This window comes from Streptomyces sp. HUAS ZL42 (assembly GCF_040782645.1).
Lineage (GTDB): Bacteria > Actinomycetota > Actinomycetes > Streptomycetales > Streptomycetaceae > Streptomyces.
On record NZ_CP160403.1, the window covers coordinates 5,006,977 to 5,021,108 of the forward strand.

Below are 14,132 nucleotides of genomic sequence, written 5' to 3' on the forward strand. Positions count from 1 at the left end.
TAACGCCGCGCGTCCGTGGACGTTGCGCGAGAGAGGGGCAGGCGGCTCACCGGCGCAAAGGGCTTTGCCCTCCGCCCCGCCTGCCTAGTACCGTGGAGGCCGATTGGTGACACGACGCTCGACTGTGTCATCATCTGCACGCACCACTCGCGCTCGCGCGAGCGGCTGTGCTGGAGGCGTCGCCTAGTCCGGTCTATGGCGCCGCACTGCTAATGCGGTTTGGGCCTTAAAGCCCATCGAGGGTTCAAATCCCTCCGCCTCCGCGCGATCATCGAGGCCCCGGTCGACCCGACCGGGGCTTCGTCGTTTCCGAAGATCACCCCACCCCGCGCACTGCCTCACCGGATCATCACCCCGGATGGCCCCAGAATCACGTTTCCGCAGCTCACAAGGGCTACGGCAAACGGATTTCACATGTCGGCGGCAGTCATGTAATGTTCTTCCTGTCGCCGCGAGCGGGCCGGAAGGCAGGGAGCGGGACAAAAACAAAACAAGCACTCGTAGCTTAACGGATAGAGCATCTGACTACGGATCAGAAGGTTGCAGGTTCGAATCCTGCCGAGTGCGCACAGGCCAGAGGCCCCGGATCACTCCGGGGCCTCTGGTGTTTTTGGGGCGGGTACGGCAGCGAAGTGCCGCCGCGTTCACTGGCGTTCGGTCAGGGTTTTCCCGCTCGGGTCAGAGCGTCCTCGGCCTGGGTGGCCAGGGTGGCGACGAGGTCCGCTGCCGGGGGTAGGTCGTTGACGAGATCGACGGCCTCGCCGGCCCAGACCGGCAGCGGGGGCACCTCGCCTCGTGCGACGTCGTCCTGGTAGTCCCGCTGGGCCTGCGTATCCGCGGCGAGTTCCGCTTCCCGGCCTCGCCATTGGTCGAGGTAGCGATGGCCCAGGGTGCGAGCGGTGTAACGGGAGGGCCAGCTCGAGCCGCGGGCGATGTCCAGTACGCGGTTGCGCTCGGTGTCCTCCCCGCGTCCCTCGAGGATCGCGGCGGTGATGGAGGGGTGGACCAGGGCCTCGGCCGTGGCCTGGAAGCGGGTGCCGATGACTGCCCCCGCGGCGCCCAGGGCCAGGGCCGCCGCCAGGCCGCGGCCGTCGGCGATCCCGCCGGCCGCCAGCACCGGCACCGGGGCCGCCAGGTCCACCACGACCGGCACGAACGGCAAGGCGGACCTGCCGTTCCGGGCGCCGTGCCCACCGCTCTCGGTGCCCTGCGCCACGATGACATCGGCACCCACGTCCACCGCCCGCCTGGCCTCCTCCAGGTCGGTGACCTGGAGGATCAGTGCCACGCCCGCCCGGCGGATCCGCTCGGCGAAGGGGCTCGGGTCGCCGAAGGACAGCATCACCGCCGTGGGACGGTGCTCCAGCGCCCGCTCGACCGCGGCGGCATCGATTCGCCACGTCAGAAAGCCGATGCCCCAGGGCTTGTCGGTGCCGTTTGCGAGGATGGGCAGTTCGCGGGCCAGCCAGTCCGGATCCCCGCCCCCGGAGCCCAGCAGCCCGAGCCCGCCGGCGCGCGAGACAGCCGCAGCGAGCGCACCACCGGCCGACCCGCCCATCGGCGCCGACGCGATCGGATGCCGCACACCGAACAACTTCGTGAACGCCGTCGACAACGCCATGACCGACATCATCGCTCCTGCCGGCGCGCAGGGGCATCGCGAGATCAAAGGAGGGGCGGGGGGAGGGCTCTCTCGGCACAATTAGCCGGCCGGTGAAGGGACTTCAGGTCCTTGCGCCGACAGTGGAGTTCCGCTGCCCAGGAGAGGGAGGCAGGTAAGTGAGCGCGCATGACGAAGGCCACACGGTCGCAGGATGGACCGGGTTCGGGATCGCGACCATCGGGGCCGCTGTGGTCGGGCTGGGGGTGTGTACGGTCTCGGCCGTGGCGCTGGGGGGTGGGCTCGCGATCGTGGTCGTGAGCGCGCTCGTCACCTGGGCGCTGCATCTGGGCGGGTGGGGCAAGCCGCCGGGGGTGCGGCCGCGGGAGCAGTGGGGGATGCGGGTCCGGGACGACCTGGCACGGGAGGGGCATGCCGGGTGCGTGGCGTGCCGACTGGCGGGGCGGGGGCGGCAGAGGGCCGTGGTGGTCGTGCCGGCGGAGGGCCGTCCCGCAGAGGTCGCGCCGGAGAGCGTGTCGTAGTCGGCGTGGTCCGCCAGGGGGCAGAATCGATACGTCTGTCCCCTTTCGGGTGAACATGCTTTCTCCGCACGGGAGTTGCGTACGTGTGTGCCTAGCTTCCGGTGTGGAGGTGATGCTCGATGTACGAGCAGGACAACACGCCGCCGGACCCCTCGGCGGCAGAGTCACAGGATGCGATCGACATCAACGACTTCGTGTTCGCGGCCACGGGGGCTCGGGTGCGGAGGCTGACTCTGCCGGATGGGGAGCACTGGTTTCCGGCGGCGGACGTGGCCACGAACCTTGGCTATGCAAACACGCGTCAGGCGCTGTTGTGGCATGTTGCAGCAGATTGCACGAGGCGGCTCAGTGAGATTGCACAAGGCGTCTATCCAGTAGACGCCTTGAGCAAACTTGCAGGTCACAGGCTTCAGAAGTCGATGAAGATGGTGAACCTGCGCGGCCTGGTCGCCCTCGTCAACGGCTGCACCAAGCCCGAGTGCGCACCCTTCAAGACCTGGGTCTGCGAGGTCATCGCAACCTTGCAGCGCGACGGTTCCTACAGTCTCGAACCGGCCCCCGTACAGCCCGCCCCCAGCGGTGGCACGGCGTATCTCATGCCGCAGCAGGTCGCCGACGCGATCGTCCGGCTCGAGGAGCGGAACATCCGGGCGGACGAGGCGTCGATCGTCGCTCAGGCGGAGCGCATCGAGGAGATGCGTCGTACCAACGAGCAGTTGAGCCGCACCAACGACCTCCTCGCCGACTCCCACCGCGCCCAGACCTCCATGGCCGACGCCCTCCACCGGATCGCCGACACCCTGGATCGCGTTGCCGATCGTTTCCAGCCCGCTGCGGCCGAGGGCGGCAAGCCTTCCATGACACCGCAGGAACTCCTCGCCGTGTGGCGGGCGAAGAACCTCGTCGTCGCGGATGACGTGCATGCCGTGGCGGCGTACCTCGCCCCCGCGCTGGTGCGGGGCGCGGTGCGGTGCCGGATGGAGGAGGTCGCCACGCGGACGGGGCTGACCCTGGAGCGCGTCCGGGACTGTGTGCGGATGCTGCTCAAGAGGGGCTGCACGCGGCAGAGCGGGTGTACCGCCGACGGCACGCCGGTGTACGTGTTGCCGTAGCCCCGGGTGGGGGAGAGACAGAGGGCCCGAAGCCGCAAAACAAGGTTGCGGCTTCGGGCCCTTCGTACCGTACCGCTCCCTGGGTTGGGCGATGGCGTTGTCAGACCCAACGCCTACCCTCGCGAGTGATGGCACAGGCATGGACGTGCTCGGGACTGACATGGTCGGCAAACGGTCCCGAGCTGAAGTGGGACGGTGGACGGCGCAGTGCGCTGACCTGGGGGAAGCGGGTGGCCTTCCGGGTCGTGGAGGGGGGTGTGCGCAGGTGTGTGGGGGCACGTGGGCACCCGTGTCCGGTGCGGGCGGTTGTGCCGGGGCGCAGTACGGGCGCGCGTTGCGAGGCGTGCGCGCGTCTGGATCGGGCGCACTCCGTCGCGGCGGACACCTTCGCGGACGATCCGCGGCCGTACCACGTGTATCTGGCGTGGTTCGGGCCCGGCATGGTGAAGGTCGGGATCACGGCGGTGGAGCGGGGGTCGGCGCGGCTGCTGGAGCAGGGCGCCGTCTGCTTCAGCTGGCTCGGCGCCGGGCCGTTGATGGCTGCCCGCCGGACCGAGGAGTTGTTGCGCGCGGCGCTCGGGGTCCCCGACCGGATTCCGTACGCCGATAAGCGGGCCGTGCGGTCCGCGTTGCCCGCGACGGAGGCGGAGCGGACGGCTGAGATCTCCGAACTGCATGCGCGGGCGGTGGTGTTGGGCGGGTGGCCGGAGTCGCTCGCGCGAGAGCCGTTCCAGCCCGTGGACCATGTGCGCGTTTTCGGGCTCGCGGGGCTGCCCGCCGCCGTCGGGGCGGTGAGCGAGCTCGTCGCCGGCGGGGTGGTCAACGGCGCGCTGGTCGCGGCGGCGGGGCCTGATCTCCATCTCGAGGCCGGAGGCGGAGGCGGGGGCGGAGGCGAGGTCGTCGTGCTCGACACACGGTTGATGAGCGGGTGGGGGCTGGTTCCGGTCGGGGGTGGTGAAGCGGACGGTGCTGCAGGCGAAGTAACCCTTCCTCTTCGTGAGTTCAGGGAGGACGGCCACCTTCAGGACGGGCTGTTCTAAGGACGCGAGGTCGCGAGGCATGAGGTCGCGAGGCCACGAGGTAAAGAGTCGGATCCCTGTGGGATCCCTTTCGGTAAGGCCGCTGGACGCCGTCCGCCCGCCGGCCTGATCGTGGATGACATGAGCGAACAGCACATCGCACCTGTCGCGGCACATCAACCGCCGTACTACGTCGTCGTCTTCACCTCCGTTCGTACCGAGGGAGACCACGGATACGGCGAGACCGCCCAGCGGCTGGAGGAACTCGTGAAGGACATCCCCGGGTTCCTGGGGATGGACGCCGCCCGTGCCCCTGGCGGGCTCGGGATCACCGTCGGCTACTTCCGGGATCTGGCCGGCATCGAGCAGTGGCGGTCCCATGCCGAGCACCGGGCGGCCAAGGCGCAGGGACGTGCGCACTGGTACGAGCGGTACTCCCTGCACATCGCCAAGGTGGAGCACAGTCACGGATTCGAGCGGGCGGATACGCCCTGAAGATCAACGTGGAGTGAAGGCTTCCCAGGCGTTCCCTGAGAGGTGCCTGTGCATTTCTCAGGGAAATCACAGATAGGTGAAAGCGTGTTCTCAGAGGACACCGACAAGGTGTCCATCATGACCACGACCTCGCCCCAGGGGCGCACCGAACTGCTGAGGCCGGACGGGAGCCCCGTCCGAGTGCTTGTGGTGGACGACGAGCTGTCGATCACCGAACTGCTGTCCATGGCCCTTCGCTATGAGGGTTGGCAGATCCGCAGCGCGGGTGACGGTACGGGCGCGATCCAGACCGCGCGCGAGTTCCGTCCCGACGCCGTCGTCCTCGACATGATGCTGCCCGACATGGACGGGCTGACCGTCCTCGGCCGGCTGCGCCGCGAGCTGCCCGACGTGCCGGTTCTCTTCCTGACCGCGAAGGACGCGGTCGAGGACCGGATCGCGGGTCTCACGGCCGGTGGCGACGACTACGTCACCAAGCCGTTCTCCCTCGAAGAGGTCGTGGCACGGCTGCGCGGGCTCATCCGGCGCTCCGGTGCCGCCGACCGGCGTTCCGACTCCGTCCTCGTCGTAGGCGACCTCACCCTCGACGAGGACAGCCACGAGGTCTCGCGGGCAGGGGAGGGCATCCACCTCACCGCCACCGAGTTCGAGCTGCTGCGCTTCCTCATGCGCAACCCGCGGCGCGTACTCAGCAAGGCGCAGATCCTCGATCGTGTGTGGTCGTACGACTTCGGCGGGCAGGCCAACGTGGTCGAGCTCTACATCTCGTACCTGCGCAGGAAGATCGACGCGGGCCGCGAGCCGATGATCCACACCCGGCGTGGTGCCGGCTACCTGATCAAGCCCGCGGCGTCATGAGCGGGCGACGACGGCCGCGTCCGCAGAAGAGACGAGCGGGAAAGCCGCGCACCCTGCGGACCCGGCTCGTCGTCGCGTCCGTGGTGCTGATTGCCGTGGTCTGTGCCGTGATCGGCACGGTGACGACGCTCGCGCTGCGATCCCATCTGTACGAGCAGCTGGACGGCCAGCTGAACGAGGTCGCGAAGCGCGCATCCGGTCGGTTCGGGCCGCCCGGCGGGCCCAACAAGACCGGCAGCGGTGAGAGCACCAAGGGCACCGGCACCGGCGACCCCCAGCAGCCGAACCAGACGTCGACCGACATCAGCGAGTTCGTGCAGGGCCCGCAGCCCCAGCGCACGATCGCGGCGAAGGTCGAGAAGGGCTCGATCACCTCAGCCGTGGTCGGCAAGAAGTCCTCGGACGACCTGTCGATGAAGGCGCAGGAACTCTCCGACGCCGCGATCAAGGTGCTCGGCTCCGTGGCCCAGGACAGCAAGGCGCACACCGTGGACCTCCCTGGGTACGGCGAGTACCGCGTCGAGTACATGAGCGGCGACAGGGGCAGCTACTACGTCGCCGTCCCGACCACCGACGTCAACAGCACCATCAACACGCTCATCCTCGTCGAGGTCAGCGTCACCGCCGCCGGCCTGATCGCCGCCTCCCTGGCCGGGACGGTCATCGTCGGCGTGGCCACGCGCCCCCTCCGCAAGGTAGCCGCGACCGCCACCCGCGTCTCCGAACTCCCCCTGCACACCGGCGAGGTCAACCTCAGTGAGCGTGTGCCCGAGTCCGAGACCGACCCGCACACCGAGGTCGGCCAGGTCGGTGCCGCGCTCAACCGGATGCTGAACCACGTCCACGGCGCCCTGCACGCGCGCCAGGAGAGCGAGATGCGGGTCCGGCAGTTCGTCGCGGACGCCAGCCACGAGCTCCGTACGCCTCTCGCGTCCATCCGCGGGTACGCCGAGCTGACCAGGCGAGGCCGTGAAGAGGTGGGGCCCGACACCCGGCACGCCCTCGGCCGTATCGAGTCCGAGGCCGGCCGGATGACCTTCCTCGTCGAGGACCTGCTGCTGCTCGCCCGCCTCGACGCGGGCCGTCCGCTGCAGTTCGAGCAGACCGACCTCGTACCGCTGGTCATCGACACCATCAGCGACGCCCGCGCCGCCGGACCGGACCACGTGTGGCGCCTCGAACTCCCCGACGAGCCGGCCCTGGTGTCCGCGGACGCGGCACGCCTGCAGCAGGTGCTCGTCAATCTGCTGGCCAACGCCCGTACGCACACACCACCGGGTACGACCGTCACCGCACGCGTGCAAAGACGCGGACCGTGGCTGTGCGTGGACGTCCAGGACAACGGCCAGGGCATCCCGCCGGACCTGCTCCCGCACGTCTTCGAACGGTTCGCCCGCGGCGACTCCGCGCGCTCCCGCGCCACCGGTTCCACCGGTCTGGGGCTGGCGATCGTGCAGGCCGTGGCGACCGCGCACGGCGGTGCCGTGACCGTGGACAGCGTGCCCGGGCGGACCGTGTTCACGGTGCACCTGCCCGCGCTCGCGCCTGCCGCGCCGCAGCCCGCGCCCGAAACGAACTGGCAACTGGACTCACAGGTACAGCACAGTGCCACCACATGGGTGCAACAGGGCGCCTGACCAGAGTCGGTGCCATGCGAACCGACTCTTCTCCCGGCACCCTGCCGGCGCGGGAGCACCTCCCGGCCGGAGACGCCGGTACGCCTGTCCTGGACGTAGTGATCCCCGTCTACAACGAGGAGAAGGACCTCCAGCCGTGTGTGCTGAGACTGCATGATCACCTCAAGCGCACCTTCCCGTACGCGTTCCGCATCACGATCGCGGACAACGCGTCGACGGACACCACCCCGCTGGTGGCGTCGCGGCTGGAGGCGGAGATCCCGGAGGTCACGTCCTTCCGGCTCGAGCAGAAGGGCCGCGGCCGTGCGCTGCGGACCGTCTGGTCGGCTTCGGACGCCCCGATCCTCGCCTACATGGACGTGGACCTGTCCACCGACCTCAACGCGCTGCTGCCGCTGGTGGCGCCGCTGATCTCGGGTCACTCCGACCTGGCGATCGGTTCCCGGCTGGCTCGCAGCTCCCGCGTGGTCCGCGGGCCCAAGCGGGAGCTCATCAGCCGTGCGTACAACCTGATCCTGCGGGGCTCGCTGCAGGCCCGCTTCTCCGACGCGCAGTGCGGCTTCAAGGCGATCCGCAGGGACGTGGCCCAGGTGCTGCTGCCCCTGGTGGAGGACACCGGCTGGTTCTTCGACACCGAGATGCTGGTGGTCGCGGAGCGGGCCGGGCTGCGGATCCACGAGGTGCCCGTCGACTGGGTGGACGATCCGAACTCCACCGTCCACATCGTGAAGACGGCGACCGACGACCTCAAGGGGGTGTGGCGCGTGGGCAAGGCCCTCGCCTCCGGTTCGCTTCCGCTGGACCGGCTCACCCGCCCGTTCGGCGACGATCCGCGCGACCGTGAGATCGAGGACGTGCCCAAGGGGCTGGCCCGCCAGCTCGTCGGGTTCTGCGTCATCGGCGGTCTGTCGACCCTCTTCTATCTGCTGCTCTACAGCGGCTTCCGGGTCTTCACCGGCTCGCAGGTCGCCAACGCGCTCGCCCTGCTCGTGTCGGCGATCGCCAACACGGCGGCCAACCGGCGCCTGACCTTCGGGGTGCGGGGCAGCGGCGGCGCCGTCAAGCACCAGGCACAGGGCCTGGTCGTCTTCGGCATCGGCCTCGCCCTCACCAGCGGCTCCCTCGCCGCCCTCGGCGCGGCCACCAGCGATCCCGCGCACTCGACCGAACTGGCGGTCCTCATCGCCGCCAACCTCGCGGCGACGGTTCTGCGGTTCCTCCTCTTCCGCGCCTGGGTCTTCTCGGACCGCCGGGAGAGCACCTCGACGGTGGTCGCCTCGCACACCCCGTCCTCGCCGGCCTACACCACGGCGGGAGCACCGCAGCAGCCCGGCGGCCCGTACGCGCCGCTGCCGCAGCGCCCGGTGGCGCAGCACGCGCCCCACTACTCGTACGACACCACCCGGTTCCGCGCCGGTGAAGCCGCGGACGGCACCTGGCGGGACGCCACCATGCGGCTCCAGCCGGTGCGCCCCTACGACACCGACACGGGGGATTCCCGATGACAACCCACTACGACCGGACGACCGTTCAGGCCGACGCGGCCAGTACGACGAATACGGCACCCATCTCCTGGGGCCCGCCCCCGACAGCACCGCCGCAGGAACCGGCCGTGCCGGCGCCGGAGTCCGGCGAGCCCCAGCAGCCCTTCGTACGGAGACTGTGGCGCGGCCGCCCCGAGGACCCTCGCTGGGTGCGCCCCGGGTTCCTCCTCACGCTGCTGGTGATCGGCGGCCTCTACACCTGGAACCTCACGGCTTCCGGTTACGCCAACTCCTTCTACTCGGCGGCCGTCCAGGCGGGCAGCCAGTCCTGGAAGGCATTCTTCTTCGGCTCCCTCGACGCGGCCAACGCCATCACCGTCGACAAGCCCCCGGCCTCACTGTGGCCGATGGCCCTCTCGGTTCGGCTCTTCGGTCTGAACTCCTTCGCGATCCTGTTCCCGCAGGTGCTGATGGCGGTCGCCACGGCTGCCGTGCTCTACGCGTCCGTCCGCCGACGGTTCAGTGCGGCGGCCGGGTTCATCACCATGGCGGTGTTCGCGCTCACGCCCGTCGCCGCGCTGATGTTCCGCTTCAACAACCCGGACGCGGCCCTCGCGCTGCTGATGGCTGCCTCGGTCTACTGCACTCAGCGCGCCATGGAGAGGGCGCAGACGAAGTGGCTGATGTGGGCCGGCGTCGCGATCGGCCTCGCCTTCCTGGTCAAGACCCTGCAGGCCTTCCTGATCCTGCCGGTCCTCGCCCTCGTCTACGTCGTCTTCGCGCCGGCGAGCTGGAAGAAGCGCGTCGGCCAGGTGCTGCTCGCCGGGCTCGCGATGGTCGTCGCGGGCGGCTGGTGGGTCGCGATCGTCGAGCTGTGGCCGGCGTCCTCCCGTCCCTACATCGGCGGCTCGCAGAACAACTCCTTCCTGGAGCTGACCTTCGGCTACAACGGCCTCGGCCGCATCAACGGTGAGGAGACCGGCAGTGTCGGCGGCGGTGGCGGCAACGGCGGCGGCAACTGGGGCGAGACCGGCTGGGACCGGATGTTCAGCTCCAACATCGGCGGCCAGATCTCCTGGCTGATCCCGGCCGCGCTGATCCTGCTGGCGGCCGCCGTCTGGGCCACCCTCCCCCACTCTCGGCTTCGCTCGAGCGGGGGGACCCCCATGGCGAAGCGCACCGACAGCACCCGAGCGGACTTCCTCCTCTGGGGCGGCTCGCTGCTGATCACCATGGTGGTCTTCAGCTTCATGCAGGGCATCTTCCACGAGTACTACACCGTGGCCCTCGCCCCCTACATCGCGCCGCTGATCGGCATGGGCTCGGCGCTGCTCTGGAAGGAGCGGGACAAGGTCTGGGCGTCGCTGACGCTGGCGGGCGCCATGACGGCCACCGCGGTGTGGGGTTACGTCCTCCTCAACCGCTCCTCGGACTACCTGCCGTGGCTGAAGTGGCTCGTGCTGGTCGGCGGTCTGGTCGCCGCGCTCGGCCTGGTCTTCGTGAACAGGCTGGGTCGCCAACTGGCCATGGGCGTCGTCGGGTTGAGCTTCGTCGCCGCGCTGGCCGGCCCGACGGCGTACACGCTCACCACACTGAACGAGGCCCACACCGGCTCGATCGTCACCGCCGGTCCCGCCGTCGCGGGCGGTCGCGGTGGCCCTGGCGGCGGTGGCGGCCCCGGTGGGGGCGGCTTCCCGGGTGGTGCCCAGAACCAGCAGGGTCAGAACCAGCAGGGTCAGAACCAGCAGGGTCAGAACCAGCAGGGCAACGGCAACGGCTTCCCCGGTGGCGGTATGCCGGGCCGGCAGGGCCAGAACCAGCAGAACGGCAACGGCAGCACCCAGGGTCAGGGCCAGAACCAGCAGGGCGGCCCCGGCGGGGGAGGTTCGGCCCTCGGCGACGGTGGCGGCACGGGCGGTGGCGGTGGCGTCGGCGGCCTGCTCAACGGGGCCAACGTCTCCTCCGAGGCCAAGAACTTGCTGGAGACCGACGCCGACGACTACACCTGGGCCGCGGCGGCCATCGGCGCGCAGAACGCCGCGAGCTACCAGCTGTCCACCGGCCAGCCGGTGATGGCGATCGGCGGCTTCAACGGCACCGACCCGTCGCCGACGCTGGCCGAGTTCCAGAAGTACGTGGCGGACGGAAAGATCCACTACTTCATCTCCAGTGGCACCGGCGGTGGCATGGGCGGCAGCAGCAACGGCACGTCCTCGCAGATCACCGCGTGGGTCGAGGCCAACTTCAAGCAGGTCACGGTCGGTACGGCCACCTTCTACGACCTCACGCAGAAGGCGAGCAGCAGCAGCTGACGGTCGGCTGAGAAGAGCCGAGAAGAGCCGAGAAGAGCCGAGGAGAGAAGGGCGGTGACCACAGTCACCGCCCTTCTTCGTGTCTCCGCATCACCGTTGTACGCCGTATAAGAACTGTTCTACGGTGTACGGCATGACGACCTCCCAGGGCCATCCCCAGCGCTGGCTCATCCTCGGTGTCATCTGTCTCGCGCAGCTGACCGTGCTGCTCGACAACACCGTCCTGAACGTGGCGATCCCCTCGCTCACCCGCGAACTGGGCGCGGCCACCTCCGACATCCAGTGGATGATCAACGCGTACTCCCTGGTCCAGTCCGGCCTGCTGCTCACCGCGGGCAGCGCCGCCGACCGTTACGGCCGCAAGCGGATGCTGATCGCGGGCCTGGCCCTGTTCGGCGCGGGGTCGCTGGTCGCCGGACTCGCCGACTCGACGGGCCGGTTGATCGCGGCGCGAGCCGGCATGGGCGTCGGCGGCGCGCTGCTGCTGACCACCACCCTCGCCGTGGCGATGCAGATCTTCGCGTCCGAGGAGCAGCCCAGGGCGATCGGCATCTGGAGCGCGGTGAACGCACTGGGCTTCGCCGCGGGCCCGCTGATCGGCGGTTTCATGCTGAACCACTTCTGGTGGGGCGCGATCTTCCTGATCAACCTGCCGGTCGCCGCGCTGGGGCTGGCGGCGGTCGTGGTCCTGGTCCCGGAGTCCAGGAACCCCCGCGGAGACCGGCCCGACCTGCTCGGTGCGCTGCTCTCGACGGTCGGTATGGGATCGCTGGTGTACGCGGTCATCTCCGGGCCGGAGCACGGCTGGACGGCGGGGCGGGTACTGGTGCCGGCGGCGGTGGCGGTCGTGGTCCTCGCGGTGTTCGCTTACTGGGAGAGCCGCATCCCGTACCCCATGCTCGACCTGCAGTTCTTCAAGGACCGCCGGTTCACGGGCGCGGTCGCGGGTGCGGTGCTGATCACCTTCGGGATGGGCGGGGCGTTGTTCCTGCTGACGCAGCACCTGCAGTTCGTGCTCGGGTACGGCCCACTGGAGGCGGGGCTGCGTACGGCACCCCTTGCACTGTCGGTGGTGGCGTTGAACTTCTCGGGGCTGTCGGCGAAGTGGACGGCGAAGCTCGGTACGCCCCTGTCGATCCTGCTCGGCATGGGGCTCATGTCGGCCGGCCTCGCGTCGATCGCGACGACCGCCTCCGGCGGTTACGCGGGCACACTGCTGGGGCTGCTCCTCATCGGTGCGGGGTGCGCGGTCGCCAACCCCGCGATGGCGCATGCGATCATGAGTGCGATTCCGCCCGCGAAGGCGGGGGTGGGGGCCGGGATCAACGGGACGTTGGCGGAATTCGGCAACGGGCTCGGTGTGGCTGTGCTCGGGGCGGTGCTCAACTCCCGTTTCGCCGCGTTGATTCCGGTGGCCGCGTCATCTTTGCCGGCGGCGCTGGCTGCTGCGGGGTCGGCAAAGGAGAAGTCACACATCACCGACGCGTTCTCCTCCGGGCTGGAGACCAGTCAGTTGGTGGGGGCGTTGGCCGTGTTGCTCGGGGGGTTGGCCGCGGCCGCGTTGTTGCGGAGGGCTGAGCGGGCAGACTCGGAGGTGGTGGTCGCCTGAGAGGGTGGGGGCCGGGCAGTCGTGCGGCTGCGGGTCCGTTGTGGCCGGCCGCGCCCGCGCGGCGGAGCCCATATGCACCGCACCGCGCCCCTTTGGGCCTGCTTATGCTGACCGGCGTGGAAGAGTCGAGGAAGGTACGCCATGGTGAAGGCAGCCGAGCGGGCCCCCCGGTCCAGCGTCTGGCTGGAGGGCAAGGCGCGCCGGGGTGGGCGTGGCGGGCAGCCGTCGGGGCTTGACCGGGAGCGGATCACTCAGGTGACCGTGCGGCTGCTGGACGCCGAGGGGCTGGCCAAGTTCTCCATGCGCAGGCTCGCCGCCGAGCTGAACGTCACCGCGATGTCCGTCTACTGGTACGTCGACACCAAGGACGACCTGCTCGAACTCGCCCTGGACGCGGTCTTCGGCGAGCTGAGCCTGCCCGACCCGGACGCGGCGCACGAGGACTGGCGCGACCAGCTGCGGATGATGGCCACGGAGTACCGGACGCTGCTGGTCCGCCATCCGTGGCTGTCGCCGCTCGTGGGCCGTTACCTCAACATCGGCCCCAACGCGCTCGCCTTCTCCCGCCTGGTCCAGCGCGTCATCCGCCGCACCGGACTGCCCGCGCACGGGGTGACCGGCGCGATCTCGGCCGTCTTCCAGTTCGTGTACGGGTACGGCACGATCGAGGGCCACTTCTTCACCCGCGTCGCGGACGCCGGCATGACCCCGGACGACTACTTCCAGCAGGCCATGACCTCGGTGATGACCGAGGCCGCCCCGGAGGCCGCGGAGGTTCTCGAGGAGGCCCAGGACATCATGGCGGCCCGCGGCGGGGACACGGTCGCGGAGATGCTGGACCGGGACTTCACCTTCGCCCTGGACCTGCTGGTGGCGGGGATCGAGGCGATGGTGGAGCGGGGCTGACCCGGCCTACCGGTCGGCCACCAGCCGCGCGGGGAATCCTCCCGTCGCTACCGGCCCCCACCGCTCCGGCGTGATCCGGATGATCGACTTCCCCTGCTTGACCATGGCCGCCCGGTACTCGTCCCAGTCGGGGTGCTCGCCGGCGATGTTGCGGTAGTACTCCACGAGCGGCTCCACGGAGTCCGGTGTGTCGATGACCTCGGCGGTTCCGTCGACCTGCACCCAGGGCCCGTTCCAGTCGTCGCTCAGCACGATGACGCTGACCCGGGGATCCCGCTTGGCGTTGCGCGTCTTGGCGCGCTCCGGGTAAGTGGAGATCACGATCCGTCCGGAGTCGTCGACTCCGCAGGTCAGCGGCGATGCCTGGGGGCTGCCGTCGGTCCGCCGGGTCAGCAGGAGGGCGTGGTGGCGGGGTCGTACGAAGTCCAGCAGCTCGTCCAGGGATACCTTGGTGTTCGTCGCGATGTTCGGTGCCATGACCGCAGCCTAGGGCTTGGCGAGGGCCACGTCGGTGACCCTGTCGGGCCTATGCCTGTGGCTGTCGGGGAAGGTCCTCCT

12 protein-coding genes and 2 tRNA genes are annotated in these 14,132 nt (G+C 69.8%); 12 read left to right on the top strand and 2 right to left on the bottom strand.

Translation table 11 applies throughout. The features are described 5' to 3' along the window. The first annotated feature begins 172 nt into the window (after positions 1-172). Positions 173-263: transfer RNA gene (locus ABZO29_RS22980), tRNA-Ser, on the top strand. A 231-nt stretch (positions 264-494) separates the two neighbouring features. Beyond that, a tRNA-Arg gene (locus ABZO29_RS22985) sits at positions 495-567 on the top strand. Positions 568-658: 91 nt separating this feature from the next. On the opposite strand, the gene ABZO29_RS22990 is transcribed toward ABZO29_RS22985, so the two are convergent. Then, complete coding sequence (locus ABZO29_RS22990) at positions 659-1,621, bottom strand: NAD(P)H-dependent flavin oxidoreductase (protein ID WP_367322071.1); 963 nt, start codon at positions 1,619-1,621, stop codon at positions 659-661. Positions 1,622-1,779: 158 nt separating this feature from the next. On the opposite strand from ABZO29_RS22990, the gene ABZO29_RS22995 reads away from it, so the two are divergent. The 10 genes from ABZO29_RS22995 (at position 1,780) to ABZO29_RS23040 (ending at position 13,574) form a co-directional block, all read left to right on the top strand. Further along, positions 1,780-2,142, top strand: coding sequence for an HGxxPAAW family protein (locus ABZO29_RS22995; protein WP_367322072.1), 363 nt, complete (start codon positions 1,780-1,782; stop codon positions 2,140-2,142). A gap of 119 nt (positions 2,143-2,261) precedes the next feature. Next, on the top strand, positions 2,262-3,254 hold the full coding sequence (locus ABZO29_RS23000; protein WP_367322073.1) for a Bro-N domain-containing protein: 993 nt from the start codon (positions 2,262-2,264) through the stop codon (positions 3,252-3,254). A gap of 128 nt (positions 3,255-3,382) precedes the next feature. Next, positions 3,383-4,294 carry a DUF2797 domain-containing protein gene (locus ABZO29_RS23005; protein WP_367322074.1) on the top strand — a complete coding sequence of 304 codons (912 nt, stop codon included), beginning with the start codon at positions 3,383-3,385 and terminating at the stop codon, positions 4,292-4,294. Between the two features lie 120 nt (positions 4,295-4,414). Next, positions 4,415-4,768, top strand: coding sequence for an antibiotic biosynthesis monooxygenase (locus ABZO29_RS23010; RefSeq protein WP_367322075.1), 354 nt, complete (start codon positions 4,415-4,417; stop codon positions 4,766-4,768). A gap of 117 nt (positions 4,769-4,885) precedes the next feature. Then, entirely contained in the window at positions 4,886-5,626 is a 741-nt protein-coding gene (locus ABZO29_RS23015) for a response regulator transcription factor (protein WP_026179246.1), read from the top strand. Then, complete coding sequence (locus ABZO29_RS23020) at positions 5,623-7,263, top strand: ATP-binding protein (RefSeq protein WP_367322076.1); 1,641 nt, start codon at positions 5,623-5,625, stop codon at positions 7,261-7,263. The genes ABZO29_RS23015 and ABZO29_RS23020 overlap by 4 nt, the downstream gene beginning before the upstream one ends. A 14-nt stretch (positions 7,264-7,277) precedes the next feature. After that, positions 7,278-8,768: a glycosyltransferase gene (locus ABZO29_RS23025; protein WP_367322077.1), complete on the top strand. Its 1,491-nt coding sequence runs from the start codon at positions 7,278-7,280 to the stop codon at positions 8,766-8,768. Then, positions 8,765-11,059 carry an ArnT family glycosyltransferase gene (locus ABZO29_RS23030; protein ID WP_367322078.1) on the top strand — a complete coding sequence of 765 codons (2,295 nt, stop codon included), beginning with the start codon at positions 8,765-8,767 and terminating at the stop codon, positions 11,057-11,059. The genes ABZO29_RS23025 and ABZO29_RS23030 overlap by 4 nt, the downstream gene beginning before the upstream one ends. Positions 11,060-11,192: 133 nt before the next feature. Further along, positions 11,193-12,668, top strand: a complete 1,476-nt coding sequence (locus ABZO29_RS23035) for an MFS transporter (RefSeq protein WP_367322079.1) — start codon at positions 11,193-11,195, stop codon at positions 12,666-12,668. A gap of 141 nt (positions 12,669-12,809) precedes the next feature. Further along, positions 12,810-13,574 carry a TetR/AcrR family transcriptional regulator gene (locus tag ABZO29_RS23040; RefSeq protein ID WP_367322080.1) on the top strand — a complete coding sequence of 255 codons (765 nt, stop codon included), beginning with the start codon at positions 12,810-12,812 and terminating at the stop codon, positions 13,572-13,574. A 6-nt stretch (positions 13,575-13,580) separates the two neighbouring features. On the opposite strand, the gene ABZO29_RS23045 is transcribed toward ABZO29_RS23040, so the two are convergent. Next, positions 13,581-14,051 (bottom strand): PPOX class F420-dependent oxidoreductase, encoded by a 471-nt coding sequence (locus tag ABZO29_RS23045; protein WP_367322081.1) that lies wholly within the window; start codon positions 14,049-14,051, stop codon positions 13,581-13,583. Positions 14,052-14,132: the final 81 nt, after the last annotated feature.